Genomic DNA, 26,293 nt, shown 5'->3' with positions numbered 1-26,293 from the left:
AGCACCGCGAGTTGGTGGCGCAACACGAGGATCTCCGTGTCCTTGTCCCCATCGCTGCCCGGTAACAGCCGCAGCAGCGCGAATGCGTTGGTGATGCCCAGGTACGCCAGTCGCAGCAGCATGAGACGGCATCATCGCGCAGTCATCAACGACGATGGACAAGCAGGACGCGGGGGACAGCGAGCCAAGATCGTTTGCTGCGACCCGAGAACGTCTCCGACCAGCGCGGACGCAATATTCGGCAGGTACACGGTCCGTTCGGCTCGCAGTCCACGTGCGATTTCAACCGGTACGACTACAAGCGGGTCTATGGCGTGTCACCGTGCTGGAAGAGCCTGAACTCGACGAACTGGTACTTCTACGCCTACATCAACGGATAACCAAGCCAATTGGCCGATCGTAGGCGGCTTCGACCGGCGCCTCTAACAGATGATCGCTCGCGATCGCGCTGATGCCGGCCGCGTGGTCAGGCGGGGCTGGAGAAGCTCATGCTCCTCGACCCGCTTCGGTTTTCGAATCGTGCGCAGGGGATGTCTACGCCGCTGCGGGCAGGTGCCGCCGATGGTGGTCTTGGAGACTGCGAGCGCGGCCGCGAGCTGGGCGAGGCCCGTACCCATATCCATCCCCACGGCGTCCCGTGGCGCCGGGCACGGCCAGCATCCTTGTGCTCAGGATCGCGGACCATCCATAGTCGTTCCCGGCGAGGTAGTCCGCAGCGGGCGCGCGGTCCCGGCAGATCGCGGCGGTTTCGCAGCAGCCAGGCGGCAGCGCGGGCGCGCCAGGCCATCGCCCAGAGCGCCTCGGAATGGTGCGTCATCTCAGGTGTGATGCCAGCGTCGTCGGCTTGGTCGGCGGTATCCGACACGATGTACTCGATGATGCGGTCGAAGAAGCCGTGCCGCTGACGAGCGGACAGGCCGTAGGCGTCGACGATGGCCCGTAGCTGGCGTGCTCGAACAGCCAGTGGCGGTAATCCTTCGAGTTCAGCAACGATGTCGTCGTGCAGTTTGGCGTTGAGCCAGCACGCTTGCGCCAGCTCCACGAGCGGGTCGACCGGGCCGGCGAACTCCCAGTCGATGAGCGCGATCGGCATGCCGTCCCGCGCCACGATGTTCCAGGGAGCCACGTCGCAGTGACCGATCACACGGGCAGGGGCGCCCAGGCCACGACCGTGCCAGGGAAACCAGACCGCGTCAGGTGGTGGCTGGTAGGAGGCGGTCGCGGCGTGCAGATCCCGCAATAGCCGCCCCACAGCGGCTGCGCCGTCGAGGCCCCACGGCCCGGGTTGGGTGAACTCGCCCTCGATGAACGTCAACGTCTCGCGGCCGTCAGGGTCGAATCCAGAGCCGACCAGGCGCGGCGCCGCGGCGAACCCGACACGCTCCAGATGCTGCAGGAGCGTATGCACCGTAGCTGTCCAGGGACCGCTGTCTCGGACGACGGTCTGCCCTCGCCGGTGCACCGTTGTCCGGCCGCCACCGGTCAGCTCGATGTCATCGTCAGCTTCCAGCACGTTGGCATTCTGACCCGTTCGGAGCACCGCTGTGCAAGTCAATATCGATCGCTCGGTGGATTCGCTGTCGTAGCGATGGAGGTGGTTCCGCAACTCGGTTCTCGCGGACACAATCACCATGTCGAGTGGGAACGCACTGAACGGGTCAGCTAGGTCAGTCGACCGCGCATCGTCCGGTGGTCGTGCTCTGCGGGCAACGGCCAGCTCGTGAGGCGGCCGTTCTCGCTGCGGCGCTTCCAGAAGGAGTTGATGCGCTGTTTGCCTCAGGCACGGTAGTCCTCCGTCTCGAAGTGGGTGCGACGGTGGTGTCGATCATGGCTGTCGCGCCACCCCGCAGAACGCGTCTACCTCGTCGGGCACTGGGGCTTCGGGACTCGGGCGCCACCGGCTGCTGGACACCACGCCAGGATCAACGAGGTTCAATCCTCGGAAGTAGCCGGCGATCTGCTCGGGGCTACGCGCGATGTATGGGGTTCCGGCTTCGATCGAGATGCGGGTGGCCTCGTTGCGGGCTTCGGGGTTGATGACGTTGGTGCCGTCGTTGACCACGAGGTAGCTGCCTGCGGGTAGGGCGGACACCAGCCGATCGGCAATCGAGCAGGCTCTGTCGTAGTCGACGACGTTGCCCAGGATGCCGAGCATCATCAACGCGACCGGCTGGGTGAAGTCTAGGATCTTCGCTGCGCCTTGCAGGATGGCGTCGGGGTCGTGCACGTCGGCGTCGAGGTAGTCGGTGGCGCCCTCCCGCGTGCCGGTCAGCAGCGCTCGTGCGTGCACCAACACCAGCGGGTCGTTGTCGACGTAGAGGATCCGCGCCCATGGGTTGATCTTTTGGGCGACCTCGTGGGTGTTGTCCGCGGTCGGCAGGCCCGTGCCGATGTCCAGGAACTGCTCGATCCCCGCCTCCCCCGCCAGATACCGCACGGCTCGGGTGAGGAACAGCCGCGACTGCCGAGCGATGCCGACGATGTCGGGGAAGAACTGAACGATCTGCTCGCCGAGCGCCCGGTCGGCGGCAAAGTTGTCCTTCCCGCCCAGCCAGTAGTTCCACACCCGAGCCGAATGCGGCAACAACTCATTGACCGAGGCAGGAGGTCGGTAGTCGCTCATTGGCGGGTCGGAGGTCACGTCCGCCCGCGGGGACGGTTCGTCGCCATCGGGTGCGGGCGGGCTCGAAGGTGCGGGCGTGGTCATGATGGTCGTCCCTTGAGCATCGGCGATCGGTGCGATGTCGGACCTGTGGTGGATTGTGCGGTGCTGGCCTGCGGAGGGCATGGATGGTGCAGAGCCGGATGCCAGACAGCCCGGTCGGCAGCCGGCCGGGAAGGGCCCGTCATACCCAGCCATCGATGCCGCGGTCCGCCGCCATTGCCGGAGCGAGCCGTGGCGTGACAGGTAGCGGTCATGACGTGTGTTCCGGGTCGAGGGCGGCGCCGCGGCGGGGCATGGGGATGACGGTGCGGCCGGGGTGCGCGCTGGTCAGGTCGCTGAGGAACTCGTCGATCCAGTCCTGGCGCATTCCGGGCATGCAGATGATCCGGCCGGTTTTCTGGTCGCCGCCGAGGACCCAGGGTTGTGGTAGGTCCCTGGCTGGCTGGGCGAGGGTGACGGTGAACGCTGGTGGCTGCCACTGCGCCGCCCAGCCGATGCCGCGTAGCCGGTCGTAGGTGTAGGCGGCGAGCTCGCGGGCGGTGTGGGCACGGCGTCGGTGCCCGTCGAGACCGCCTCCTGTGGTCAGTGACCAGTACAGCAGCAGCGGGGTGTGCCCCGAGCGGGAGCCGGCGATGGTGGTGTCCGATGTTCCGATGTACGCCACGTCGCCGCCGACGGGTGTGGGCGGGCGGTGTGGGTAGACGATCACGGCGCAGGGCATGAGGGTGGATAAGAACTTGTGCCCGGAGATGACCACGCTGGTCGCACCGGCGTCGAAGCCGAACGTGGGCCGTTCGGTGTCGGGCAGCAGTGCGAGGGGGATGCCGGCGAGGGCGGCGTCGACGTGGATACGCCGCCGCGTGATCTGAAGGTCGTCGCACAGCCCGGTGATGGCGGCGACGTCGTCGACGGCTTCGTGTTCGGTGGTGCCGACGGTGGCCACGATCGCCGCCGGCCGGTCGGCGAGCCGTGTCAGTTCGTCGCGTAGGTGGTCCAGGCTGATCCGGCCGTGGATGTCAGTACGGATGTGCACTAGAGGTGCGCGGACGAGGCGGGCGGCTTTAGCGACGGAGTAGTGCGCGGCGGTGGAGGCGTAGACGACCAGGTCGGGGTAGGCGGTGGCGGCTTCGTCGATGGCGTGGATGGTGCCTTCGGTCGCCCCGGAGGCCACGTAGCCCCACACGTGTTCGTCGCCGCTGAACAGCCGGCCGAGGCGGCGTACGACATCGATTTCGTATGGTTTGGTGTGGTTGCGGCCGTGCCCGTCGGTCCATGGATCCCCGACGTTGTTGAGTAGCTGCGAGGTCAGGATGGCAGCCAGGTCGGGGTAGGTGCGATCGGTCGCGCCGGGAAACGCCAGGTGGTAGCGGCGGTCGGCGGCGACCTGGGAGCCGAACAGGGCCGCTTGCACATTGAGCGGCAGCTCACGGTCGGCAATGGCGGGCAGGGTCAGGTCGGGCACGGTCATGATGGCCTCCGCCGATGCTCCCGGCGTCCTGATGCCGCCATGCGTCGTTGCCGGTCCGCCTCGTGCAGGACCAGGTCAAGCTCACGCATGGCCCACAGCAGCGGCCCGTGTCCCGAGTCCTCGTAGAGGTGGTGCAGCTGGACGTTTGAGAACGGATACGGCGAGGACCGCTGGTAGCGCCCGAGCCCACGATAGGTGTGGATGGTGGTGACGTTGACGTCGAAGGCGCCGCGTCGGTCAGCGACGATGACCTGCTGATCGGCCGGGTCTTCCGAGCCCGTGGACGTGTAGAGGATGGTGCCGGCGATGTCGAGTTCGCTGGTCGCCTGCCGGCACACCTGGTCCCAGGTCCCGGTGGGGGTATCGAGGCTGGATAGCCCGAGCCCGATGTAGACGGCGTCGTCGGCCATGCCGTCATCGCTGCGGTTGGCGAGCTCGGTGCGCAGGTCCCAGATCAGTCGGGGGTCACGGCCGCGGGATTGCTCGGAGAGCGCGGCCAGCAGCGGTATCGGATGCTGGGACTCCGCGCCCGCCTTCCACAGCCGGGTCGCTGCGCGGACCTCGGCGATACTGCTGCTGCCGGCGGCACCGATGATCGGTTGGGTGAACAGGTATGCCAGGGCATACGGGGCCAGCGGGGAGCGGTAGCGACGCCGCCATGCCTGGGTGGCATGGTTGACGCTGAACTGGCGTAGACGGTGGAAGTTGCGCCACTGCGCATCGTGGGCGCGCCAAATCTGCAGATCGGCGGCGTCCTCGAGGGCGCGTTGTTGCGCGGCGACGACACCCGGCGGCATGAAGTCGGTCAGGCGCTGATCGGCGGGATCGAGGGGATACGTCACCGGGCTCATACCTCGATGTCCGCGAGGTCGTCGTCCAGCACCCGTGCCGGGTCAGGAACACCGTGACCGAGCCGCTCATAGATTTCCGGGCAGGCGTGTCGCAGCCATCCGCCGACCACGAACGCGCCGAGGACAAAGGCACCGATCGGCACCGCGACCAGCCACGGCTTGGCCGAACCGGGCGGCGTGCCCAATAGGTCGCTGAGGCTGGAGGCCATGAACACCACCGCCAACACGCCGAGGACCCCGCCGAGGTACGGCAGGACCCGGCGTACCAGAACCGACTCGGCACCGCCGAGGCCGCGCTCGAAGAAGTTGATCGCCGACCAGTTCGCCGCGGTCAACAGCAGCAGGATGCAGAACGCGCCGATCGTGGACAACCACGGGAACATCACGCTCATCGGGTCGGCGCCGATGGCCACGAACCCGGCCAGCACGAGCAGGGCGGTGACGGACTGCACGACGCCACCGCCCCGCGGTGCCCCGCCCTTGGCTCCGCGGCTGACCGTTCCCCATGACGTCGGGAGCACCTGCTCACGCGCCAGGGCGAACACGTACCGCGCGACAGTGGCGTGGAAGGACGACTGCGCGGCCAGCACGCTGGTCACCAGCAGCAGCGTGGCCAGATCCGCGATGCCGGCCCCGTATACCGACCCCAGCAGAGCGAGAGGACTGTTCGCTTCCTGGTCGGCGGTCTGCAGCCGGTCGAGGCCGAGCCATGTGCCGTAGGCCCATGAGGCCAGCACGTACAGCAGTCCGCACACCCCGATCGCTGTGCCGGCTGCCCACACCAGGCCGCGGTAGCTCTTGGCCTCCTCCGCGTAGGCCAACACCGATTCCAGTCCGGCGAACGCCGCGACCGCGAACACCACCACGGACGCGGCGGCCCCGGCTACCAGTAGGTTCGACGGGCGGAACACTGCCGTGCTGATCTCGCCGGTGGCCGGATGGGTGAAACCGGCGGCGATGAACAACAGGATCACCGCGAGCTCCAACGCCAGCAGCACCCCGAGGAACCTGGCGTTGATCGCGCCCGGGTAGCGGCCCAGCACGAACACGATCAGCCAGGCCAGTAACGCCCACGTCCACCAGGTGCCGCGCCCCGACAGCCCGGAGACGGTCACCCCGAACAGCGGATACAGCGAGATCTGCAGCGCGTTGTAGCCGACGAACGCGACCGCTCCGCCGGCCAGGCCGACCGTCGGGTTCATCCCGCGCACCAACTGAGCGTAGAACGGGGCACCATGACGCACATGCCCGCCGACCGCCAGGTACCCAACCGCGAGGACGGCGATGACGGCCATGACGAGGAGGAACGACAGCGGCACGCCCGACACCCCCGTCGTCTGGTAGGTGGTGGGGATACCACCGACCAGAACCGTCTGCGGGGAGCTGGCCACGACCGCGACAACGAACAGCCCGCCCGCAGCTATGGAGTAGCGCGCCAGTGTCTGCCCGCTCATGGGCATACTCCGGCGCCGGCGGCCGGGCGCCAAGCGGGCGCCGTGCCATGACGGCTCCCCAGCCTTGCCGGTTCGCTGCCGGGGCGTTCCCGGCCGGCTGGAGGTTCTCCACGCTGGGGCTCTGCGTACCGCGGGGTTCGGTCGTAACTTCCGATGCCAATCATGGTTGGGAGACGCCTTCCGCTCGAGGGGTGAGAACAAGGTCGGGGCTGGACGCGTCGACGACGGGGGTGTCGACGCGCCCAGCCGGCACCCGGCCGTTCGGGATAGCGCCGGGGTAGGCGTACGGCCAGGGTGTGGATGCCTCGCCTGCCGCACCGCCTCATGGCAAGGGCACGACAGGCGAGGAGCTTCAGCGTGGATCCGCCACCACTGGCGGCCTCCACATCGCCGACACCGGCACCGCGCCCGGCAGCAGTTGCGGCGGGCCGATCGGGCTGTAGCCGTGGCGTTCCAGCAGCTGCTGGCCGGCGCCGTCCACCGTGATCGCATACCCACCGATCCCGGTGACGTGCAGATACGTGTGATGACCGATCAACAGATACCCGCCCAGGCCCTGCCGCTGGCGGCCCGGGCGCACACCGAGCAGCAGGAGCTGCTGGTGCGCCTGGTGCCACGGGCGGCGCGTCTGCGTCACTTCATGCAGCAGGTTCAGACGATCAAGGACCGACTCCCCGGCGGGACCGTCAATGACACCCCCGGCCGGCACCGGCGACAACGCGACCAAGGGATCCAACGACCACAACGCGGCAGCGACGACCTCACCGGCATCCTCGATCAGCCGCACGATCCCGGAACCGAGCACCCGAGTCGCCAAGGCACCGGCATAGCGCAGGAGCACGAGGTGCCGGCTGTGCGGGTCGGGATCCATCCACTGCCCGATCGGGCTGTCCTGCAGCGCTGCCGTCAGGACCTGGGTGATGGCGAACGCGTCGCGTGGGACCGCATCACGGATCACCAGAGACGGCGGGGATGGGGTCACCACGGGAGTCCTTCCTGATCGTTCGTACCGCAGGTGGCGCGGAATGGCGACGCCTGGAGGCCTGCAGGCCACCAAGCGCTCGGGGTCAGTGATCGACGCGGTACCGAGCGTCATGCCGCTGCCCGATGTCGGCAAGGAACGCGGCGCGCCACTGTGCGGCCACCGCCACCGCGTCCACTGTTCGGCGGCAGAGAATTGGCGGCGCGCGCACAAACCGCGCCATGGCGCGGCGCCGCGCCATGCCACCCTGGACCTGAACGTGGTTTGCTCGGACCGTGACGCTTTCCGACCGACCGCAGTCTGAGGCGCATGCCACGCGCTGCGCGACCCGGCTGCGTGAACAGGCCGCCCAACAGGGCTGGTCCGTGCGGCACCTCGTCGAGGTGATCGAAGAGCACTGCGGCCATCACCGGCTGCGGGCACACCGCTTGGCTCGAGGCTGGTCGTTGGCACGGTTGATCACCGAGATGATCACTGTGACCGGCACCGGGCAACGGCTGGTCCCATCCCGGGCGTCACGGTGGGAACGTGGCGAGGAGCGTCCTACCAGCGTCTACCTGGACGCACTGTGCCGGGTCTATGGAACCGGCCCAGTCGACCTCGGCTTCGCGGCCGACTACAGCGACCCGGAGGCTCCCAGCTACGCCGGGTCCGCGCGAGCCGCACCCGAGCTGATCGGCACTGCCGACAGCGTGCCGCTCCTGAACCTGGTGGCTATTGGTGTCCGCGCTGATCAGGTCCGTCGACGCGTCGATGAGACCCTGTCGGGTTCAACGCTGTCCGACAGCACCGTGGCACACAAGGAAGCCGTCGCTGCGCAGTACGGACGTACCTATAAGACACAACCGACTGGCGTCTTCCTGGACAACATCCTTGCAGACCTCGATGACGTACAGGTCCTCACCGACCGCAAACTGCCCTCGACCCAACGCCGCGACCTGTGCGCGGTCACCGCCCAGCTCGCCGGGTTGGTCTCGATGGCCATGGTCAACCTTGGTCAGTACAGGCAGGCCCGTGAATGGGTCCACACCGCCCGTCTCGCTGCAGACGAAGCCGGCGATCCGGTCCTGCGTGCCTGGGTCGCCACCCGCGGCGCCGTCGCGTGCCTGCACCTGGGCGATCCGCACGCCGCGATCGCGGCCGCCCGGGAAGCGGAACTGCTCACCCGCACCCATCGCGAGCCGATCACCGCGATGGCCTGGGCGATCCTAGCCCGCGCCGCTGCCACCATGACCGACTCCCAGACCGCCCGCAATGCACTACACCACGCGGAGGAGCTCTTCGGCGCCGTCGAGCAGGTTCGTGACAACACCGCGTACGCGTTCACCACAGGCCAGTTGCACTTCTTCCGTTCCCACGCGCTCACCACCCTCGGTGAGAGCCGCGCGGCCTGGCAGGCTCAGGACGAAGCCATCGCCGCGTTCGGACCCGGTGAGCGTCTCGACCCGACCCTGGTTCGTCTCGACCGCGCGCTGTGCATGGTCCAGGAAGGCGATATCGCCCAAGGGGCCGACTACGCCTCTAGCGTGCTGCAGTGCCTGCCCGACGCGTTCCGGCCCGCCATCGTCCTGACAAGAGCCAACGCGGTCGCGACCGCCATCCCGCCGGCAAGACGCGGCACACCCATGGTGCGGGCCCTGCACGAAGTCCTGGCGATCAGCGCCGAGCCCGCCCACTAATCCGGGACGACCATGGCCAACACTCTCGTCATCCGCGAATACCGTGCAAGCGATTACAGCGATGTGGTTGCTCTCAACGCCTACGGTCTTGCTGCCGCGGGGGTCCCCGCAGAATCTGACGTCTATGCCGGCGACCTTGAGGACATCACCGGTACCTACCTCGGCGACGGCGCTACCCTGCTCGTCGGAGAACTCGACCATCACATCGTCGCAATGGGCGCCCTGCGCAGCCTCGACGACTCCACCTGCGAGATCACCCGCATGCGCGTCGCCCCGGAAGCGCAGGGTCGGGGCTACGGCAAAGCCATCCTTGCCTGCCTCGAGGACGCCGCCCGCCGCTACGGCTACCAACACGCAACACTGCTGACTGGCCCCGACCAGCACCCGGCAATCGACCTCTACCGCGCCAACGGCTACACCACCACCGCCAATGAGCAACACGGACTCCTCGCCGGAGTACGCATGGCAAAGAGCCTGATCATTGTGTGAGGCGCCGGCACAGGCGACGCGCAGCCCCGCTGAGAACGGCTGGCACTGCGGCGCAGGTCGCGGTGACCACGCCGATGGTGAACGCCAGCTCGATGTCGGACAGGTGCTGCAGGAATCCGAGGATCAGCGCACCGGCGGCCCCCGCGCATCCCGCCACCTGGGCCGCCCGGGCCAGCGCACCCGAGGACCGCATGGCCGGGACGGAAAGCGTGTCCGCCGCGACCGCCGCACGGCCACGAAGTAGGGATGCCACCAGTAGCAGTGACGCGATGATGGCCGCCGTAGCGCCGAAGACGACGGTCAGCAGGGGTCCGCCCTCAGTAGCCGCCAGCGCCGAGCCGACGACGATGACCAGCACGAGCACGACCGTGACGGCGGCGATCAGTAGATACAGCGAGTAGGCCCGCCGTACCCGGGCGCCGGAGCCGGGTGCGATCGCACGCTCAGTCATGCGTATCGATCCGCCAATCGGTGGTGTCACCGTCGCTGAGGCTGCCGTCGTTGAACTCCGCGACAGTGGACTTCGGCCACCGCCCGCCGGGGAACGGCCCGTTGGCGTAGATCGTCTGGCGCATCGTGGTCATGCTGTCGACCAGCAGGCCGGCGTACGTGGTGAAGACGCCAACCCCGGCGATGACCAGGCCGATCACCTTGGCCGTCGACACGCCGGCGGCCGCTGCGGCGGGTGGAGCGCCCACGACCGTGGCGGCGGCCCCAGCCTCACCCGCCAGTTCGATGAGGTAGGAGGAGACCGCGGTGAGGATGCCGATCCACAAGGCGATGATCCCCCACGCGGCCTTCTTCAGGTTGCCGTCCAGCACGTTCGTCGCCTGGGTGATCGCGTCGATGGCCTTCTGCTGCGCCGGCAGCGTGGCCGCGTACGCGCTGGCCGCCGAACCGGTCCAGTAGTTGTCGATGTGCAGCTGGTCGGTGGTGATCTTGCCGGAGACTTCGCTGATCGGGCCGCCGATCTTGGTGGTCCAGTCGTTCCCCGCACTGAAGAGGCCAGGAGGCCAGCCGGGATTCAAAACGATCTTGGCCAGTTCCTCGAAGAGGCTGCCCATCAGATCACGCAGTTCCACAAGCGCGGCATGCAGCACGCCGGACAAGCCGGGCGGCAGGAACATGAAGGCCCGGTTGCTGCGATCGAACAACTTGGCGCTCGTGCTGTCGATGCCCTTGAGCTTTCCGTCGAGCCTGTCGAGCAGCTCACGAAACTCGCCCTCGGACATGACCCCGCCAGCGTCAGCGGCAAATGCCATCGTCGTCGCCCTCTGTCTAATAGACGTTCTTCAGCCGGTGCACCGCGTTGTCCTCGTCGCGCCGATAGTCGTCGGCGGCCTTGTTCAGCGCGCCGGAGGTGCTGTCGAAGTTGTCGGCGGCCTGCTGCAACAGGCCAGCAATCCGCTCCTGAAGGTCGCGGTAGACGTCCTCTATCCCGGCCAGGTGGCCCAGCCCGGAGAAGTGGAAGGCGTTCAAGGTCAGGCCCTGCGCCACGGCGGCCATGGCGTCGACCTGCGTGGCCATGTCGCTCCAGAGGCCGGCCTCCACCTGAATGGCTTCGATCGATGCTTCCACCTGCTGTCCCGAGGGCTGAGTCATGACCGCTCCCGCCTGCCCGTTCGGATACTCGTCATCGGATCAGACCGATCTCACGCCACAACGTCTCCGGCGACTCGGTCAAGCGCCGCAGCCGGCCGAACGCCGGCACGCCGTCGAACGCCCTGGCGCGTTCCTCTGCGGCGAGTCGCTGCACGGCCGCCAACGCCTCGGTGATCGCCTCGGCGATGCGGTCATGCTGGGCGCTGCGCAGCCACTCGCCGTCGAACTCGACGGACGTCACCGCGCCGGCGGTCGCCGTCACCCGCACCGTACGACGCGGGTTCGCCGCCGACAAGGTCCCCGTCGCAGCGGCCTCGGCACCCTCGATCGCCGCAGGCATCTGCTCGTCGACCTCATGGAGCAGGTCCAGCAAATCCCGCAACGCGAACTCAGACTGACGCGACACGGGATTCCCAGGCTCCGCACGCGGCGGAGTCAGATCCTCTTCGGCGGATTGCGTTCCCGTCTGCTCCGCCATGCCGGTGGCCCACGCGGTGAGACGCGCAGTCGCGGCGTTCGCGAACGCCGTCACGACCGCTACGCCCAGGCCGGTGTCACCGATCAGGCTCCGCCACTCCCGGCTCAGGCGAACCTGTACCGCCTGGCCATCGTCTCCGATCGCGACCTCAACGGCCTCGTCACTGTCCGTACCCGTGAACGTGCCACTCCCCGAGGCCGCCGCAGCAGCAAACCGACGGGCCAGATCGGCGGCCCGATGCTCCAGCTCACGAAGGTTCTGCAATTGGTCATCCACCGGCACACCAAGCCCCACTAATCGGCCGTCCCGACACAGTAGCGACAGATCCCTCCAGCGTCGCCCCCGCCCGCTTCCCCGCGGGGGTGCGGGCCTCCAGGAACTGGCTCGCGATCCCGGGCAGGTGTCGATTACCCGCGACGTAGAGGTTGTGTAGATCGACCCCAAGATCCTCATGCTCGTGCGGCAACGGCGTTCCCCTCGACGGTCAATGACTACGGCACACACCGTAACAATCGTCTATATGTCGGTGTCGTAGAAGATCGCATTGCGGACAGTCGCCACGCCTCCACGGCCGCCAAGGTCACGGTTGGCGGATCAGGGGCAGTTCGGCAGGCGAGCAGACGCCGCAGGAGCTGCCACCCTCGTGCGTGGGTGGCTGTATCGTCTGACATGGCTCGCTTTGGTGATCTCCGCTAGGGTGACACAATTCAATACAGAATAGTGCGGTAAGCGGCTACGATCGCCCGTCATCGAACACTTGAGGGAAATATGGCAAAGCGGATTGTCGAAACCCTGATCGACGATATCGATGGGAGTGTCGCCACCGAGACCGTCACGTTCTCGGTAGACGGCTGGAACTACACCATTGATCTGTCCGAGACGAACGCGAGCGCCCTGCGCGAGGTGCTCGCTTCGTACGTCGCGGCCGGTACCCGCGTCGGCCGGGCCGCCGGCACGTGGCGGCCAGGTCTCGCCGTAAACGGTCAGCGGGCGAGCAGGGCCGACAACAAGGTCATCCGCGAGTGGGCCGCCGCCAACGGGCAGGAGCTGTCCGACCGCGGTCGAATTCCGACGAGTGTGGTCGAGGCGTACGAGGCGGCGCTGAAGGCTCCTGCGGCACCGCCGGCGAAAGCCGTCCGGAAGCCGAAGGCGGAAGTCAGCAAGTCGGTCAAGGCTGTAAAGCAGGCGCCTCGTACGAAGGCGGCGGCGCTGCAATTCAGGGCGAGCTGAGCCGGTGGCGCCGAATCCGAGCGCACCGCCACCAATCACCGCTCCGGGCAGGCCGCCGCCCGCGATGCCACCGCCGCCGAGCCCGCCGTTCGAGGGTGTCGCGCCCAATGCGGGAACTGTGGCGGCGACTCCGACGGACGGCCCTGGCGAGAGGGGCAGCGCACTCGCCAGCCCGAGCCCACCGTCACCGGTCCCCGCGAAGCCGCCCGGCGGATCGCCGGCGGAGGTATCACCGTCGCCGAAGTCCGGCGGGTCGTGCGGAATCGCCACGGGTATCGGCACCGCCGACAGAGTTCCGTCGCCGCGTGGCCCCGACGCACCGGACCCACCCTTTGGGGGCTCCGGAACAAGGTCGACAGGAGAGTCCCTGACCGCGGGATTCAGGCGGTAGAGCTGGGGGACCTTGATCTGCGTTCCGTGATCCTGGATCGCGGCCTCGGCCACCCGCATCGCCTGCTGGCCGGCCCGGTCGTAGTCGTCTTCGGCGTGGTCGACGAACCGCGGGATGAAGTCGGTGCTCTTCGCCTGCCGCTGCTGCACGATCGGCGACAGGGTGGCCTGCGCCGTGCCGATCGCGTTCATGAGGGTCCGTTGCGTTTGTCGATCGGACGCGCCCGGGCAGGCTTTGATAGGTGAAGCATGCTGCTCGGTCGCGCCCTTGGTCACCTCCTCGCTCGGCGTTCGCCGGGTTCCGGTTCCCGGCCGAGGTGATCGTGGTGGCGGTGCGCTGGTACCTGCGCTACGGCCTGTCCTACCGCGATGTCGAGGAGTTGCTCGCCGAACGTGGGATCGAGGTCGATCACGTGACGGTGTACCGGTGGGTGCAACGCTTCACGCCACTGCTGGCCGACGCCGCCCGGTTCGCCCGACACTCACCCGGCGATCGCTGGTTCGTCGACGAGACGTATGTGAAGGTCAACGGAATCTGGCGCTACGTCTACCGGGCCATCGACCAGCACGGCCAGGTCATCGACGTGCTGGTCTCGGCCCGCCGAGATGCCCAGGCTGCGCGGCGGTTCTTCACCCGGGCGCTGCGCACGCTGAAGGTGATCCCGAGCGAGGTTGTGACTGACGCCGCACCGGTCTACCCGACTGTTCTCGACGACGTGCTGTCCTCAGCGTGGCATCACGTCGAGCAGTACGCCAATAATCCGGTCGAGGCCGATCATGCGCAGCTCAAGCGCCGGCCGAGACCGATGCGCGGCCTCCAAACGGATCGAACCGCACAGACCGTGATTGCCGGGCATGCCTTCCTGCAAAACCTGCGCCGCGGCCACTACGAACTCGGCGCCGACACCCGCCCCGCATTGCGGGTCGCCGCGGCATTCACCGAACTTGCCCACTCGATCTGACGAACGTATCCGGCCGGCTCAACCTGTCGGCGATCCCCCAACGCAACAGACCCGCGCGCGGGCATCAGATTACCCGACGGGGTCTTTCGGGGCGGGGCAGTGGCCTCGCCGCCCGGCGTGGCTGCAAGCGCGGCGCTCGCAGGGCCGCCGCCGGCGAGACGAAGCTTGATCGGCAGGGGCTAGCATCGCGGCGATGCACGTCGCCGCGCTCGCCGCGCTCGGTGCTGGCACGCTCCTACCACTGCCGACCTACCGGCTGTCCGTGGCGGGCGACAGCGCCCTGGCCGCCGACTGTCCTCATGCCAGGCACCGCCACCGGCCGGACTCCGCGGCTGAGTGCCTGTCTCGCTACTTCAAGATCGGGTTAAGTCCGGTTCTACGCTCGCGAGATGAGCGGTGAGGGGCGTGGTGCTCGGAGTTGGTTGTCGCTGGTGCCACAGCCGGCCAGTGCGGGACGGGCCTTCGGCTGAGAAGCTGGCGGGTTTGTGCCCGGTCTGTGGTGGGCGGTTGCCGACACGGCCCGGATATTGACGGTGTTCTGCTGTACGTGCCGAGCGCGGCATTGGCGTACGGTCCGGCGCAGCCGTGCCCGGATCCACGCCGGAGCGGGCTCGGCCGCTGAGGATGGCGGCGATCGGTCGTCAGCCGCAGCCGCCGCCGAGGCGCTGGTCCAGGGCGAGCAGCATCAAGATCCTGGTGCCGAACGTGGCGCCCCGACGGTGATCGCGTCCGGCACGCGACACAGCCGGCGGACGCGAGGATTCCCGGGTCGCCGCCTGGTGGAAGGTGTGCGGCGGCCCTTGTAACCGGGGCGGCGGTGACTCGCATGGCCAGGGGTTCGATGCCTTGCAGCACGGGGAGGCGCGTCACGATCGCGCCCGTTATTCGATGTGGCTCACGCCTGGATCGCTCTTGAAGAGGATGAATCCTTCTCCGTCGGAGTCCACCCGCAGTTCGACGTGCACCTTGGTGTGGCTATTTCCGTTCGACCATGTTCCGGTGCCCGTGCAGGCCAAGGCAACCTTGATCGAGGAGCCCTTCGGCGCGGTGAAGCCCCGCCGGTTGTCCACCACGATCCTCGGTGCGCGCACTTTGAGCAGCTTGATCCGGTTCTGATCGTGAGCAGAGTTGTATACCGCGGCGGCGGAGATTGTCGAGCAGTCCTCCTCCATCAGCGGCGAGGTCGATGACAGTGACGACGTAGCAGCGGCTGACGGTGGGGCTGTCGCCGCTGTGGACGAAACGGCAGGGGTGCTGGTCGATACAGCAGGCGTCGGCGTTGACGAGGCTTGCGGGCGAGGAACGGAGGCCGACGGGCCCGATCCGCAGCCTGCGGCTCCGAGCACCAGCGCCGCCGTCACCACTGCGGCTGGCATCGGCAGCGGAAGCCTCCTGGAGCGCTTCACCAACTCTGTGACCTTTCCGCTCGACGGTCGGAGATCGTTTCCCGCCCCTACGGAGATTCGACCGCCTTGTCTGAAATCTGAGCTGAGGGGCCTGGTTTCGTACTTCACGATCGCCGTGGCGGCCGTGATCGCTGTGCTACGACGCGGTCGATGCGGCGCAGGAGCCGCGCGAATGAACAGAGGCCCGTTTGCGCCCTGGCGCGTTCCTTACCGACATCCCAATTTGCAGCTGGGGAACGAGTTGGGCGCCCCACCGCGGCCGTCCAACTGCCGGCCAGCCTTGATCACCGCGATGACGGCTGCAACGGGATTGAACCTGGCATAGTCCCTCGGTCTCACCGGGTCGCGAGAGGGTGGGTACTCCCCCTGGGCATCGACTGGTGCGGTGTCCCTGCGTCCCACGGTGTGCCCGCGTTGGTTACGGGCTGACCCCCCTGCTTCTGGTTGAGGTGACTCCCATGCTGCGTCGTCCCGGTCGTTTCGGGTCCCGGTCTGCTCCTGCCCTGGGATGGGCGGTGGCGGCGACGATGGTCACCGCGCTCGCCGGCCAGGCCGCTCCGGCGTCGGCGGCACGGCCGGTGTCCGCCACCGGTAAGGCGTGCACGATCGTCGGCACCAAGGGCAACGACCGGTTGTACGGCACGCCGCGTTACGACGTCATCTGCGGCCTGGGCGGCAACGACACCATCAACGCCGGCGGCGGCAACGACGTGGTCGACGGCGGCTCCGGCACCGACAAGATCGACGGTGGGGCCGGCAACGACCGGTTGTACGGCGGGACGGGCAACGACACCCTGACCGGCGGCAGCGGCAACGACAAACTCGACGGTGGCGCCGGCAACGACCGGCTGAACGGCGGCGCGGGCAACGACAGCCTGACCGGCGGCGCCGGCAACGACCGCATCGATGGCGGTACCGGCACCGACAAGGTAGACGGTGGCCCCGGCCGTAACCAGTGCACCGAACACGCCGGCGACCAGCAGTCTCACTGCCCCACCCCGACACCACCTACTCCGACACCACCTACTCCGACGCCACCGGCCCCGACACCACCCACCCCGACACCGCCGGCCCCGACACCACCCACCCCGACACCCAGCGCGCAGTTCGTGCAGGTGGTTGCCGGCGCCGCCCACACGTGCGGGCTGGACAGTGGCACTAACAAGTTCTACTGCTGGGGATGGAACGACGTTGGCGAGCTGGGCGACGGTAGCGCCGTGAACCGGTCGGCTCCGGTGTCGGTCATCGTCCCGAACGAGGTGAGCTTCACCCAGATCACCGCCGGCCTCTCCCACACGTGCGGACTCGGCAGCGACACCAAAACCTACTGCTGGGGCTCCGGCGCCTACGGTCAGCTAGGCAACGGAGCGACCCCGTACGGGTGGTCGAGTCTGGTGGCGGTCAACGCCCCGAACGGGGTGAGCTTCACTCAACTCACTGCCGCCGGCGACCACACATGCGGGCTGGGTAGCGACACCAAGGCCTACTGCTGGGGGCGCGGCAGCCACGGTCAGCTGGGCAACGGCGGCACCGCGAACCAGTCGAGTCCAGTGGCGGTCAACGCCCCAAACGGGGTGAGCTTCACTCAACTCACCGCTGGCCGTTACCACGTGTGCGGGCTGGGCAGCGACACCAAAACCTACTGCTGGGGCCTCGGGCAGTTTGGCCAGCTAGGCAACGGTGCCACCACAGACCAGCCGAGTCCAGTCGCGGTCGAGGCCGCGAACGGGGTGAGCTTCACCCAAATCACTGTCGGCGGCGACCACACGTGCGGGCTGGGTAGCGACACCAAGGCCTACTGCTGGGGACGCGGCGCCTACGGTCAGCTAGGCAACGGAGCGACCCCGTACGGGTGGTCGACTCCGGTGGCGGTCAACGCCCCGAACGGAGTGAGCTTCACCCACCTCTCCGCCGGCAGCGACCACACATGCGGACTGGGCAATGACACCACGGCCTACTGCTGGGGCCGCGGCACCTACGGTGAGCTGGGCAACGGCGGCACTGCGGACCAGTCGAGTCCAGTGGCGGTCGACGCCCCGAACGGGGTGAGCTTCACCCGACTCGCCGCCGGCGACTACCACGTGTGTGGGCTGGGCAGCGACACCAAAGCCTACTGCTGGGGCTACGGCGCCCTGGGTCAGTTGGGTAACGGCGCCACCGCGGACCAGCTGAGTCCGGTGGCAGTGTTGCCGATCCCGCCGCCAGTTTGACTGTAGCCTCGACCGGAGTCACCGCGACAACCTCGAGGCTATCGCACGCTGTGGCGGGTCTTCAGGGTCATCGACAGGTACGCCCGTGCGAACTCCACCAACTGAGGATGCCCGGTCAGTGCCCGCTTGTCCGGCGTCCACACCAACGCCTGCTGGCCCGCGTCGAGTTGCTCGCGCACCCACGTCATCGCCGCGGTGATGGCCTGGAGGTCCTGATGAGACGGAGCCGTCAGTGCCGTTGGGTACTCACGAACGGTCGTGCGCGCCATCATGCCGGGCACCTGCGACAACAACCCCGGCCAACGCCGGGGCCACCGCTGATCGCGGCGGCGGGGCAAGCGCCGCCGGCGTAGCGCGCGGCTCTGTTGCGTTAGCTCGTCGGGAGATCAAGGCAGGCTTGACCGGTGAAACATGCCGCGCGTTCTCGTCTCTGGTCGCCTCCCCGGTCGGCGTTCGCAGGGTTCCGCTTCCCGGCCGAGGTGATCGTGGTGGCGGTCCGGTGGTACCGGCGTTACGGGCTGTCCTACCGCGATGTCGAAGAGCTGCTCGCGGAACGCGGGATCGAGGTCGACCACGTGACGGTGTACCGGTGGGTGCAGCGGTTCACCCCGTTGCTGGCCGATGCCGCCCGGTTTACTCGCACTCACCTGGCGACCGTTGGTATGTCGACGAGACGTACGTCAAGGTCAACGGCGTGTGGCGCTACGTGTACCGGGCGGTCGACCAGCACGGTCAGGTCATCGACGTGCTCATGTCGGTCCGCCGGGACGCTCCGGCGGCCCGCCGGTTCTTCACCCGGGCGTTGCGGACGCTGACGGTGACGCCAAGCGAGGTGGTGACCGACGCCGCGGCGGTCTACCCCGCCGTGCTCGACGAACTGCTGCCCTCGGCCTGGCACCACGTCGAGCAGTACGAGAACAATCCGATCGAGGCCGATCACGGCCAGCTCAAGCGCCGACTGCGACCGATGCGCGGGCTCCAGACTGATCGAACCGCCCAGGTGGTCATGGCCGGGCACGCCTTCGTGCAGAATCTGCGACGCGGCCACTACGACATCGCACTCGACACTCCGCCGGCAACAAGACTCCCCGCAGCGTTCGCCAGACTCGCTCGAGCCATCTGACCAGCGACGGCCGAGGAATTCGTCGCGCTTGCCGAACAGATAATGCAACGGAGCCCGCTTCACTGCTCAAGCGTGCCTTGATCTTTCCGATCGGCCAACGCAACGGAGCCCCGTCGCTGAGTATCGAGCAGCACCTTGCTGCACCTGCGCCCGACTGTAGAAGTCAACGGGTCCGGCTCAGCATGGCCGCGGCGACAAGGGCTGCCAACAGCAGACTCATCAGGCACAGGCCGACGGGATAGCCCCATGCGATGTCGAACGGGCCGCCAGCTGAGCCGACGTCCGAGCCCTGATCCTGCAGTACCCAGGCCAGCTGGTGCGACCCGCCGTCTGGAGAAGCGCCATCCTGGGCAAGCTCGGAAAGCCATCCCCATCCGGCGATGGCCAAAGCCACGGCGGTGCCCGTTGCTGCCCACCGACTATCGAGCGTAGGCCGGGGAAGCGATCTGCCGGCTACCATCGCCAGGCAGATCAACACCGGGAACCAGGAAAAATGCGGACCGTTCCACGCCGACGTCCTGTCCCCGTTCGCGCGGAGCGTCCACCATGGCGCGAAGCTCGCTGCCGCGAGTAGGAGTCCAAGGACGACCTCCCCCCGGCGAATGCTGGACAGCCATGAACGATCGAGCATGGCTTCAGTATCTCGCAAGGTCGATCCGGTCATCGAGTGACCCGGATAGATTGGTTTGATTCGGCGGGCGGCCGATCGATGGTCCGTCAACCTCCTGAGCGCGATCATCGGTCTCACTCTGGCCCACGCCGGCTCTCACGTTCAGGCTGATCGCGGCGGTGCTGCGAACGCCCCGCAAACGGCGATCTGATGCTGCCGGTGCGGGACATTTGCAGGGATCCTGTCGCGGTGGCGAAGCCGACGCGCAGGAACGGGCCCGATCGCGCCCCATGGTCAAATTTCTGGGGTGACTCCTCGACGTCGCGGTGGGACGGACCGTCACGCAGGTATCGGCAGACCGTCATGATGATCAGCTCGCCCGGGAGCCGGAACCCGGCGAACGTCGACCGGACAGGCACGGCGACGAATCGCGGTAAGACTTCACCCGTCCAGCCTGCCTTGACTTTCGATCAGCCGGCCGGAGGGGAGTCGTTCAGGGGTACACGACGACAGGAGTCCCGCGGGTAGACGGAGCCCGGGGCGGTGACCATGCCCGTTGCCGGGCCGCCGGTGTCAATCCTCATGCAGGACCGGCCGTCGCGGCCGCCCGCACTCGGTCAGGCGTCTTCGCCTGGCTCGGTTCGCTCAGGTGACCGGCGTATGGGGCCACAGCCATAGCTGGTACTGCTCGATTCCGGAACCTTCCCGTTCGATGTAGGCCCTGGCTTGCGGGATGGTCAGGTCCGCTGTCTCGGCGAACATCTGGGCTTGCCGGGCCGCTGCCTCGTCTCGTCCGCGGCTCCATACCTCGACGGTGTAGTCACCGGTGCGGCCGCGGAGCCACGGGCCGCTGACGGCTTTGCCACCCAGGTCGCCGAGGGCTACCTCACCACTGGGAAAAGGCATGACGAACCTCCCGACGGGTGTCCAGTCGAGCGTGGGCTCGGTCCCGGGACCGGGACCGGTGGTCGGTGGCCCGTCCCAGATCACGAGTTCGAGACGGACCGGCAACTGATCCTGACTGACGCTCAAGTAGAGACCGGAGGGCGCCGAAGCGGCCACGGTCCGGCCGGCCTCGGCGATGGCCTCGGAGGAACCCTCGAGGCCGCCGCGCTGGGCGTCCCGGAGGCTGACGACCCGGTACTCCGGGACCAGGGTCAGCTCATGACGCCCGATGACCGATGGCATGTCACTCCCTCACGACGAGCGGCTCGTGGATCATCATATTCGCGATCCACGAGCCGCGGTGAGGCGATAGGCGTCAGACAGTCAAAGTGGTCAGCCGGTTATCGCGACACGGAAGGGGTCGGTAGGGCCCGTTTGGCCGGAGCCGACGTTCTCGTCGAGAATGCGATTGTTGATGTAGAACTGCTGCAGGTGTGTGCCGCCGTTCTGATTTTGCGTGCTGTCGATCGCGCGGGCCGACCCGTTCCATTGGAAGGGGTTTCCGTTTGTCGAGGTGTACGAGCCTTCGTAGGTGGATTGGAAGGGGTATTCGTCGCAGTCGCGGCCCGGCGGCCGGGGCTGGGCGTAGTTCGGACCCCAGACGGCGACGCAGACCCTGACCGACGCGTCGTGGTTGTTGTCCTTGGCGATGCTGTCCATGAGCCGGTGCAGCGGGAAGGCTCCTTCGCCGGGAACGAACTTGTTGCTGAAGCTGGGAAAGGTCAGCGAGGTGTGGTGCAGGGCGTCGTCGATGTGTTTGGCCTCGGCCCGGTACGGGCTGGTCGCGCTCTTGTCGAATACCGCGGTCGGGATGTAGTCCGACATGACCGCGCCGGACAGTTTGTTGCCGGTGGCGACACCGCCGAGGGCCAGGCCGGCGGTGTCGAACCGGCTGCGGGAGAACGCGACCGTACTGTTGAATCCCAGGATCCGCGGGTTCGCCGAGACGACCGCGAAGTCCATGGTGATCAACGATCGAACGATCTTGTAGGTTCCCGTGCCCGCGTCGTCGTTCGAGGTGACGGTCAGATCGTAGTTCCGGCTCGGCGCCAGAGCCCACCCTGCGGCAGTGTTGGTGATCTGCGGCAAGGCCGGCGAGCAGGTCACCAGAGCGCCGCAACCGCCGAAGGCGACCGTGAGAGTCGTGTCGCTGTAGACCTCCGGGCCGTATCGGAGATCGACGCTGAACTCGTCGAAGTTGAAGGTGTAGTCGACGCGGCGGGAGTTGTCGTAGGAGTGGACGAGCAGTGAGGAGGAGAAGTCGATCTCGCCTAGTCGTTGCTGGGTTTCCAGGTCGGTGAGGATGAACGCTTTCTTGATCTTCAGGAAGCACTGGTCATAGCGTCCGGCGGGCCAGCCCTGGTCGGTTTCGGCTTCCGAGTGTTTGGCGCATTCGGTCTTGAGGTCATCGGCCGGCGCCGCGGCCCGCGCGGGGCCGGCTTTCGTGGTGTCGGTTCTGGTGATCAGTGTCCAGGCGGGGCGGTCGCCGTCGCCGGAGGGCCGGGCATGGGCCGGGCCGCCCGACCCGAGCATGACCAGGACGACGGCGACGATCGCGGTGAGAAGTCGGCGGGCATGCATCAGGGGTTCTCCCGGGTTCATCGGCGCTGACAATCGGTGCCCAGGCAGGCGTCGAGCAGAGCGCCGGTGCCCGCCTGATAGGTGAGCGTGAACCCGCGGTAGGGGCCACCGGCGGCGCGGCCGTGCTGGAATCCGGAGACGGTGGTGGTCCCCGAGACGACCAGCAGAGACTCGTCCGACGGGAGACCGGCCAGCGGTCGCTGATGCGCGGCATTGAAGGTTCGGGCTGCTACGGTCGCGACCTTCATGGCGGTTCCCACAGGCAGTGGCTTGCCGTTCGCGGCGTGGATTTCGTTTCGGGCCGCCACCTTGGCCTGCGCAGCGGTCATCGGCGCCCGCCGGGCCCGGTTGATCTTCGCCGGAGTGGACGTGCCGGCGTTGCACTGCAGGCGGGCCGCGACGCAGGCGTTGAGGCCAGGCACCGTCCGCAGGCAATCGGTCGGCGTGTCCTGCATGCAACTGTGCAGCTTGCGCTGGTCCACGCCGTTGATCGTGGTGGGCGCGACTGGCCTGGCGAGAGGGCCGGTGAACGCCGCCGCGACGGGCTGGGTGAAGCCGATGTTGTCCATGTCCGATCCGCCGTTCTGCCCCGCGACGGCTTTGACCGTCACGTTGACACAGTTCGGCGGCGCCGACGGCAGCATTGTCGAGGGACCGTTGCACTGCCGGTCGTTGACCACCGTCGCGGTGGCGGGCAGCCGCTGCCAGACACCGACGATCGGGTCGAGCGCCTGCACCCGGTGCTGGATGCCGCTGGGCAGGACCGCGCTGCCGTCGTCGTGCTTGGTGAGGCCGGTCTCGAGGTAGGAGATGCCTGATCCCTCGGAGTGTGTGGTGGTGCCGACCGTGTCGTAGTCGTACAGGATGTCGACCTTCCCGTTGGCCGAGCTGAGCGCCATATATGTGTGGTTGAGACCGTCACCGACCGAGCCGCCGGGCGCGGTGCTCAGGCTGTGGTATTGGGTGAATCCGGGCGCGGTCTCCAGCCAGTAGGCCTCGTCGGTCGTGGTCGGCGGGGTGGTGCCGTTCCCGGTCGTGTGCGCGTTTAGCCAGCCGACCTCGAACCAGTCGGGCACCCTGTCGAAGAATTGACTGTCGACGGTCCTACCGCCGAGATAGTCCGTGACCTCGGCATTGCTTGCGTTGGCGAATGACGTGAGCGACTGATTCCAGTTACCGAACAGCCCGGTACGCGGCGGGTTGTAGCTCTGGCAGGTGGCGGTGACGTTGACGGTGGCGCAGATGCCCGCTCCCGGTCGCACCCGCCACCGCTCGCCGGGCACGTTGCTGGTGGGATAACACGAATCCGGGTTGATCCGGCTCGGGTTGGCCGGCGGATTGCTGTCCGCGTTCAGACATTCCCCAGCCGAGGCGTTGGACCAGACCCGCAGGCGGTATCCGGTCCCGGTAACTGGGGCCGCGTCCGTGTAGAGCCAGGATCCGGAGAGGTTGCACGGCTGCAGATAGACGCCGAAATGAGCGTTGGGCTCCATGCACAGGCCGGACGCCACGTTGCGCACCTTGAAGACGTAGCCGAGGTACGTCTTCACGATGCTCTCGAAGGTCCACCGCTGAAGGCTTGCCGTAGCGGCCCCGTCCGGCACGTACGCCGCCATCTTGAGGTAGGACGCAGTCGTCGTGGCGGAGGCCGCCAAGACCTGGGAGCGATCAGTCAAACCGATGACCAGGGGCGCAGACACTGCTGCGCTGGCCGGACCCGCGCTCAAGTGGTTAGTCAGGACCATCGTCGGCAGGATGAGCAATACCGCCATGGCCACACGCCGTAGCCTGACCCCGACCGGTTGCCGACGACCGGATTTCCGCCTCACACGCAACGCAGCACCCCCGTGGTGAAGGGGGGCGAAAGAGCGATGACCTCCGCAAAGGTCCGGCAACGAACCTACTCAACTGTCAACGGCCGCCGATCCACCCGCCCCCGCGAAGGTGTCGTTGCCCAATGACAGAAGTTCGATACCAACGGATACTGACATCGATCCACATGCATGTCCATTCAATATGGAGTGGCGAGACTCACAGAAGTCTCCAGGCTCCGTGGTGTCGCCAGCTGACTAGACGAGTAAGTCCTAACTGAGTCAGTGGTCGTAGGCGATGGGTGATCTGGTCACGGGTTAGCCGGTGGTCCGGTTGTGCCAGATGGCGGCAGTCATCGCGAACAGGCGTTGAGCGATCCGGGCGCCGACGCCTTCGATGGTGCGGCCGCCGTGCAGTTCGAGGTCGAGTTGGCCTTTCAGGGTGTCGTTGACCGACTCGATCAACTGACGGACCGGTTTGAGGAGGTGTTCGTCCGGTCGTGGGGTCCGGTTGCGGTAGGACGGCCGCAAGAGTCGGATCCCACGTTCGGCGAGCCAGCGGTCAAGTTCAGCGGAGATGTATCCCTTGTCCGCGATGATCAGCTGACCGGCGCGGGCACCCACCAGGCCGGGATTTTCCCCCAGCACGCCGGTCAGGACCTGCCGGTCGTCGACCTTCGGGGTGGCCAGGCTCCAGGCGATCGGCAGACCCGACGGGTGCACACCAGGTGCAGGCGCAACCCCCAGAACCAGCGTGAGTGCGAGGCACAGTAGCCATATCCGGCCCAGCCGGCCAGGTCCGAGCGTTGCGCGGTCGGCCGAGATCGGCCGCATTCCACCGGGGTCGAGTCGGTGACCCACACGTCGTCGTGTCACAGATCGGTGTCCGCGGCGACTGCCCGAATCGCGCGTTTCAACAGTGGCAACGCCGCGCGTAGCCGCTTGTTGTAGCCCGACTGGCCCGGTAGATAGGGAAACGCGCCGGGTAGCCGTATGGGAAGAAACCGTAGCCAGCGGGCCTCGGAACGGATCCCGAGCAGAGCCTGGGCCACCGCGATCGTCAGCAACTCGGCATCCCAGAGCTTCGGCGGGCGTCCGACCCGCCGAGGCCGTCCGAGCCAGTCATCGATCTTCACGTAAAGTGCGGTCAGAGGGTGTTGAGGTCTGTCGTCACACACGGATCATCGACACCCTTCGCCATGTCTCCGACCCAGGGGGGCAGTGTTGCGTTTTGAGGACCGCAGACGCGCTGACGTCTGCGCCAGGTAGGGATCAGATTGCGCGGGCGAGTTCGGTGAACGCCGCGGCGAGCCGCAGTGCAGGCCGTGTGCAGACTGCGAGTTCGTAGTGGCCGCGGCGCAGGTTTTGCAGGAAGGCGTAGCCGGCGATCACCACCTGCGCAGTGCGATCCGTCTGTAGTCCGCGCATCGGTCTCAGTCGACGCTTGAGCTGACCGTGATCGGCCTCGATCGGATTGTTGGCGTACTGCTCAACGTGGTGCCACGCGGTCGGCACCAGTTGGTCGAGCACGGCCGGGTAGACCGGTGCGGCGTCAGTGACCACCTCGGCTGGCATCACTTTGAGGGTACGCAGTGCCCGGCTGAAGAACCGGCGGGCAGCAGCGGCGTCTCGGCGGACGGTAAGGAGCACGTCGATAACCTGGCCGTGCTGGTCGATCGCCCGGTAGACGTATCGCCAGACGCCGTTGACCTTCACATACGTTTCATCCACGAACCACCGGTCACCGGGCGAACGGCGGGCGAAGCGGGCGGCGTCGGCCAGTAGTGGGGTGAATCGCTGCACCCACCGGTACACCGTGACGTGATCGACCTGGATGCCGCGTTCGGCTAGCAGTTCCTCGACGTCGCGGTAGGACAGGCCGTAGCGCAGGTACCAGCGCACTGCGACCATGATCGCGTCGGCCGGGAACCGGAATCCGGCGAACGCCGATCGCGGAGGCGACCAGACCCGAGAGGACGCTGAACGCTTCACTGCTCAAGCGTGCCTTGATCTTTCCGATCGGCCAACGCAACGGAGCCGTCGCGCCGAACACGGGCTGGGGAGCCGCGCTCAACTCCACCGTCACCGGCACGTTGTCCGCCAGCGGTGACTGCGTCCTCAATGGGACGTCGTTCCCGGTCCAGTCCCTCGCACCCGCCAACGGCGTCATACGCGCCGGCGACGCCGGGGCCCGCACCACGGCCACCGTGCTCGGAGCGATCGGCTACTGCACCACTACCTGGAACCTCGTGCTGACCGCATCTGATTCTGACGGCTTGCGGTGGCCCACCCGGACGGTTTGATGTGGCCCCGCCGGGGTTGAGGCGTGCGGTGGTGTGACGGCTTGATTTGGCCCC

Annotated in this window: 25 protein-coding genes and 2 pseudogenes; 8 read left to right on the top strand and 19 right to left on the bottom strand. The window is 67.4% G+C overall.

Annotation, left to right across the window (positions count from 1 at the left end; translation table 11 throughout):
* Window positions 1-466: 466 nt before the first annotated feature.
* The 6 genes from AB0F10_RS18545 to AB0F10_RS18520 form a co-directional block, all read right to left on the bottom strand.
* Complete coding sequence (locus tag AB0F10_RS18545) at window positions 467-1,513, bottom strand: phosphotransferase (RefSeq protein ID WP_360625928.1); 1,047 nt, start codon at window positions 1,511-1,513, stop codon at window positions 467-469.
* A gap of 312 nt (window positions 1,514-1,825) precedes the next feature.
* Window positions 1,826-2,623 carry an SAM-dependent methyltransferase gene (locus AB0F10_RS18540; RefSeq protein ID WP_360625931.1) on the bottom strand — a complete coding sequence of 266 codons (798 nt, stop codon included), beginning with the start codon at window positions 2,621-2,623 and terminating at the stop codon, window positions 1,826-1,828.
* 292 nt (window positions 2,624-2,915) lie between these two features.
* Window positions 2,916-4,133, bottom strand: a complete 1,218-nt coding sequence (locus tag AB0F10_RS18535) for a pyridoxal-dependent decarboxylase (protein ID WP_360625925.1) — start codon at window positions 4,131-4,133, stop codon at window positions 2,916-2,918.
* Window positions 4,130-4,975, bottom strand: coding sequence for a hypothetical protein (locus AB0F10_RS18530; RefSeq protein WP_360625922.1), 846 nt, complete (start codon window positions 4,973-4,975; stop codon window positions 4,130-4,132). The genes AB0F10_RS18535 and AB0F10_RS18530 overlap by 4 nt, the downstream gene beginning before the upstream one ends.
* Window positions 4,976-4,980: 5 nt before the next feature.
* On the bottom strand, window positions 4,981-6,438 hold the full coding sequence (locus AB0F10_RS18525; protein ID WP_360625919.1) for an APC family permease: 1,458 nt from the start codon (window positions 6,436-6,438) through the stop codon (window positions 4,981-4,983).
* Window positions 6,439-6,790: 352 nt separating this feature from the next.
* A complete protein-coding gene (locus tag AB0F10_RS18520; protein WP_360625916.1) occupies window positions 6,791-7,420 on the bottom strand; it encodes a hypothetical protein in 630 nt (209 codons plus the stop codon).
* Between the two features lie 275 nt (window positions 7,421-7,695).
* On the opposite strand from AB0F10_RS18520, the gene AB0F10_RS18515 reads away from it, so the two are divergent.
* Window positions 7,696-9,099 carry a helix-turn-helix transcriptional regulator gene (locus AB0F10_RS18515; protein ID WP_360625913.1) on the top strand — a complete coding sequence of 468 codons (1,404 nt, stop codon included), beginning with the start codon at window positions 7,696-7,698 and terminating at the stop codon, window positions 9,097-9,099.
* A gap of 12 nt (window positions 9,100-9,111) precedes the next feature.
* Complete coding sequence (locus AB0F10_RS18510; protein ID WP_360625910.1) at window positions 9,112-9,588, top strand: GNAT family N-acetyltransferase; 477 nt, start codon at window positions 9,112-9,114, stop codon at window positions 9,586-9,588.
* On the opposite strand, the gene AB0F10_RS18505 is transcribed toward AB0F10_RS18510, so the two are convergent.
* The 4 genes from AB0F10_RS18505 to AB0F10_RS18490 are packed head-to-tail and all read right to left on the bottom strand — an operon-like array spanning window position 9,578 to window position 11,944.
* Window positions 9,578-10,039 carry a hypothetical protein gene (locus AB0F10_RS18505; RefSeq protein ID WP_360625907.1) on the bottom strand — a complete coding sequence of 154 codons (462 nt, stop codon included), beginning with the start codon at window positions 10,037-10,039 and terminating at the stop codon, window positions 9,578-9,580. The two genes, AB0F10_RS18510 and AB0F10_RS18505, sit on opposite strands and share 11 nt — an antisense overlap.
* A complete protein-coding gene (locus AB0F10_RS18500) occupies window positions 10,032-10,850 on the bottom strand; it encodes a hypothetical protein (RefSeq protein WP_360625904.1) in 819 nt (272 codons plus the stop codon). The genes AB0F10_RS18505 and AB0F10_RS18500 overlap by 8 nt, the downstream gene beginning before the upstream one ends.
* 16 nt (window positions 10,851-10,866) lie before the next feature.
* Window positions 10,867-11,190, bottom strand: coding sequence for a hypothetical protein (locus AB0F10_RS18495; protein WP_360625901.1), 324 nt, complete (start codon window positions 11,188-11,190; stop codon window positions 10,867-10,869).
* A gap of 31 nt (window positions 11,191-11,221) precedes the next feature.
* Window positions 11,222-11,944, bottom strand: coding sequence for a hypothetical protein (locus AB0F10_RS18490; RefSeq protein WP_360625899.1), 723 nt, complete (start codon window positions 11,942-11,944; stop codon window positions 11,222-11,224).
* Between the two features lie 492 nt (window positions 11,945-12,436).
* On the opposite strand from AB0F10_RS18490, the pseudogene AB0F10_RS18485 reads away from it, so the two are divergent.
* The 3 genes and pseudogenes from AB0F10_RS18485 to AB0F10_RS18475 form a co-directional block, all read left to right on the top strand.
* A pseudogene (locus tag AB0F10_RS18485) lies at window positions 12,437-12,763 on the top strand (Lsr2 family protein); the annotation flags it as partial.
* A gap of 552 nt (window positions 12,764-13,315) precedes the next feature.
* On the top strand, window positions 13,316-13,534 hold the full coding sequence (locus AB0F10_RS18480; protein ID WP_360625896.1) for a hypothetical protein: 219 nt from the start codon (window positions 13,316-13,318) through the stop codon (window positions 13,532-13,534).
* A complete protein-coding gene (locus AB0F10_RS18475; RefSeq protein WP_360625893.1) occupies window positions 13,531-14,250 on the top strand; it encodes an IS6 family transposase in 720 nt (239 codons plus the stop codon). The genes AB0F10_RS18480 and AB0F10_RS18475 overlap by 4 nt, the downstream gene beginning before the upstream one ends.
* An 881-nt stretch (window positions 14,251-15,131) precedes the next feature.
* Here the strand turns inward: AB0F10_RS18475 and AB0F10_RS18470 are convergent.
* Window positions 15,132-15,422, bottom strand: coding sequence for a hypothetical protein (locus AB0F10_RS18470; protein ID WP_360625890.1), 291 nt, complete (start codon window positions 15,420-15,422; stop codon window positions 15,132-15,134).
* A 749-nt stretch (window positions 15,423-16,171) separates the two neighbouring features.
* On the opposite strand from AB0F10_RS18470, the gene AB0F10_RS18465 reads away from it, so the two are divergent.
* The gene (locus AB0F10_RS18465) at window positions 16,172-17,866 is read left to right on the top strand and encodes a hypothetical protein (RefSeq protein WP_360625887.1); all 1,695 of its coding nucleotides are present in this window, start codon (window positions 16,172-16,174) and stop codon (window positions 17,864-17,866) included.
* Between the two features lie 38 nt (window positions 17,867-17,904).
* Here AB0F10_RS18465 and AB0F10_RS18460 read toward each other — a convergent pair whose 3' ends face one another.
* Window positions 17,905-18,138 (bottom strand): hypothetical protein, encoded by a 234-nt coding sequence (locus AB0F10_RS18460; protein WP_360625884.1) that lies wholly within the window; start codon window positions 18,136-18,138, stop codon window positions 17,905-17,907.
* Window positions 18,139-18,270: 132 nt separating this feature from the next.
* Here AB0F10_RS18460 and AB0F10_RS18455 point away from each other — a divergent pair.
* Window positions 18,271-18,989 (top strand): annotated as a pseudogene (locus AB0F10_RS18455) (IS6 family transposase).
* 163 nt (window positions 18,990-19,152) lie between these two features.
* Here AB0F10_RS18455 and AB0F10_RS18450 read toward each other — a convergent pair.
* The 7 genes from AB0F10_RS18450 to AB0F10_RS18420 form a co-directional block, all read right to left on the bottom strand.
* Entirely contained in the window at window positions 19,153-19,728 is a 576-nt protein-coding gene (locus AB0F10_RS18450; RefSeq protein ID WP_360625881.1) for a hypothetical protein, read from the bottom strand.
* 516 nt (window positions 19,729-20,244) lie between these two features.
* Window positions 20,245-20,787 carry a hypothetical protein gene (locus AB0F10_RS18445; protein WP_360625878.1) on the bottom strand — a complete coding sequence of 181 codons (543 nt, stop codon included), beginning with the start codon at window positions 20,785-20,787 and terminating at the stop codon, window positions 20,245-20,247.
* A gap of 90 nt (window positions 20,788-20,877) precedes the next feature.
* The gene (locus tag AB0F10_RS18440; protein ID WP_360625875.1) at window positions 20,878-22,158 is read right to left on the bottom strand and encodes a hypothetical protein; all 1,281 of its coding nucleotides are present in this window, start codon (window positions 22,156-22,158) and stop codon (window positions 20,878-20,880) included.
* Window positions 22,143-23,801 carry a hypothetical protein gene (locus tag AB0F10_RS18435; protein WP_360625872.1) on the bottom strand — a complete coding sequence of 553 codons (1,659 nt, stop codon included), beginning with the start codon at window positions 23,799-23,801 and terminating at the stop codon, window positions 22,143-22,145. The genes AB0F10_RS18440 and AB0F10_RS18435 overlap by 16 nt, the downstream gene beginning before the upstream one ends.
* 453 nt (window positions 23,802-24,254) lie before the next feature.
* Window positions 24,255-24,770: a transposase gene (locus AB0F10_RS18430; protein WP_360625869.1), complete on the bottom strand. Its 516-nt coding sequence runs from the start codon at window positions 24,768-24,770 to the stop codon at window positions 24,255-24,257.
* Between the two features lie 38 nt (window positions 24,771-24,808).
* Entirely contained in the window at window positions 24,809-25,072 is a 264-nt protein-coding gene (locus AB0F10_RS18425) for a hypothetical protein (RefSeq protein ID WP_360625866.1), read from the bottom strand.
* A gap of 136 nt (window positions 25,073-25,208) precedes the next feature.
* Entirely contained in the window at window positions 25,209-25,928 is a 720-nt protein-coding gene (locus tag AB0F10_RS18420; RefSeq protein WP_360625863.1) for an IS6 family transposase, read from the bottom strand.
* Between the two features lie 14 nt (window positions 25,929-25,942).
* Between AB0F10_RS18420 and AB0F10_RS18415 the strand changes: the two genes are divergently transcribed.
* Window positions 25,943-26,239, top strand: coding sequence for a hypothetical protein (locus tag AB0F10_RS18415; RefSeq protein ID WP_360625860.1), 297 nt, complete (start codon window positions 25,943-25,945; stop codon window positions 26,237-26,239).
* Window positions 26,240-26,293 lie beyond the last annotated feature (54 nt).

The organism is Actinoplanes sp. NPDC026623 (genome assembly GCF_040638275.1).
Taxonomy (GTDB): Bacteria; Actinomycetota; Actinomycetes; order Mycobacteriales; family Micromonosporaceae; genus Actinoplanes.
The sequence above is the reverse complement of the archived record's forward strand: the minus strand, read 5'-3'. Positions and strand labels throughout refer to the sequence as shown.

Excerpts from the sequence above, each read along its gene's own strand:
- AB0F10_RS18540 (WP_360625931.1), bottom strand. The coding sequence starts at position 2,623 with ATGAGCGACTACCGACCTCCTGCCTCGGTCAATGAGTTGTTGCCGCAT.
- AB0F10_RS18535 (WP_360625925.1), bottom strand. The coding sequence starts at position 4,133 with ATGACCGTGCCCGACCTGACCCTGCCCGCCATTGCCGACCGTGAGCTG.
- AB0F10_RS18525 (WP_360625919.1), bottom strand. The coding sequence starts at position 6,438 with ATGAGCGGGCAGACACTGGCGCGCTACTCCATAGCTGCGGGCGGGCTG.
- AB0F10_RS18510 (WP_360625910.1), top strand. The coding sequence starts at position 9,112 with ATGGCCAACACTCTCGTCATCCGCGAATACCGTGCAAGCGATTACAGC.
- AB0F10_RS18505 (WP_360625907.1), bottom strand. The coding sequence starts at position 10,039 with ATGACTGAGCGTGCGATCGCACCCGGCTCCGGCGCCCGGGTACGGCGG.
- AB0F10_RS18500 (WP_360625904.1), bottom strand. The coding sequence starts at position 10,850 with ATGGCATTTGCCGCTGACGCTGGCGGGGTCATGTCCGAGGGCGAGTTT.
- AB0F10_RS18495 (WP_360625901.1), bottom strand. The coding sequence starts at position 11,190 with ATGACTCAGCCCTCGGGACAGCAGGTGGAAGCATCGATCGAAGCCATT.
- AB0F10_RS18470 (WP_360625890.1), bottom strand. The coding sequence starts at position 15,422 with ATGGAGGAGGACTGCTCGACAATCTCCGCCGCCGCGGTATACAACTCT.
- AB0F10_RS18460 (WP_360625884.1), bottom strand. The coding sequence starts at position 18,138 with ATGATGGCGCGCACGACCGTTCGTGAGTACCCAACGGCACTGACGGCT.
- AB0F10_RS18450 (WP_360625881.1), bottom strand. The coding sequence starts at position 19,728 with ATGATCGCGCTCAGGAGGTTGACGGACCATCGATCGGCCGCCCGCCGA.
- AB0F10_RS18445 (WP_360625878.1), bottom strand. The coding sequence starts at position 20,787 with ATGCCATCGGTCATCGGGCGTCATGAGCTGACCCTGGTCCCGGAGTAC.
- AB0F10_RS18430 (WP_360625869.1), bottom strand. The coding sequence starts at position 24,770 with ATGCGGCCGATCTCGGCCGACCGCGCAACGCTCGGACCTGGCCGGCTG.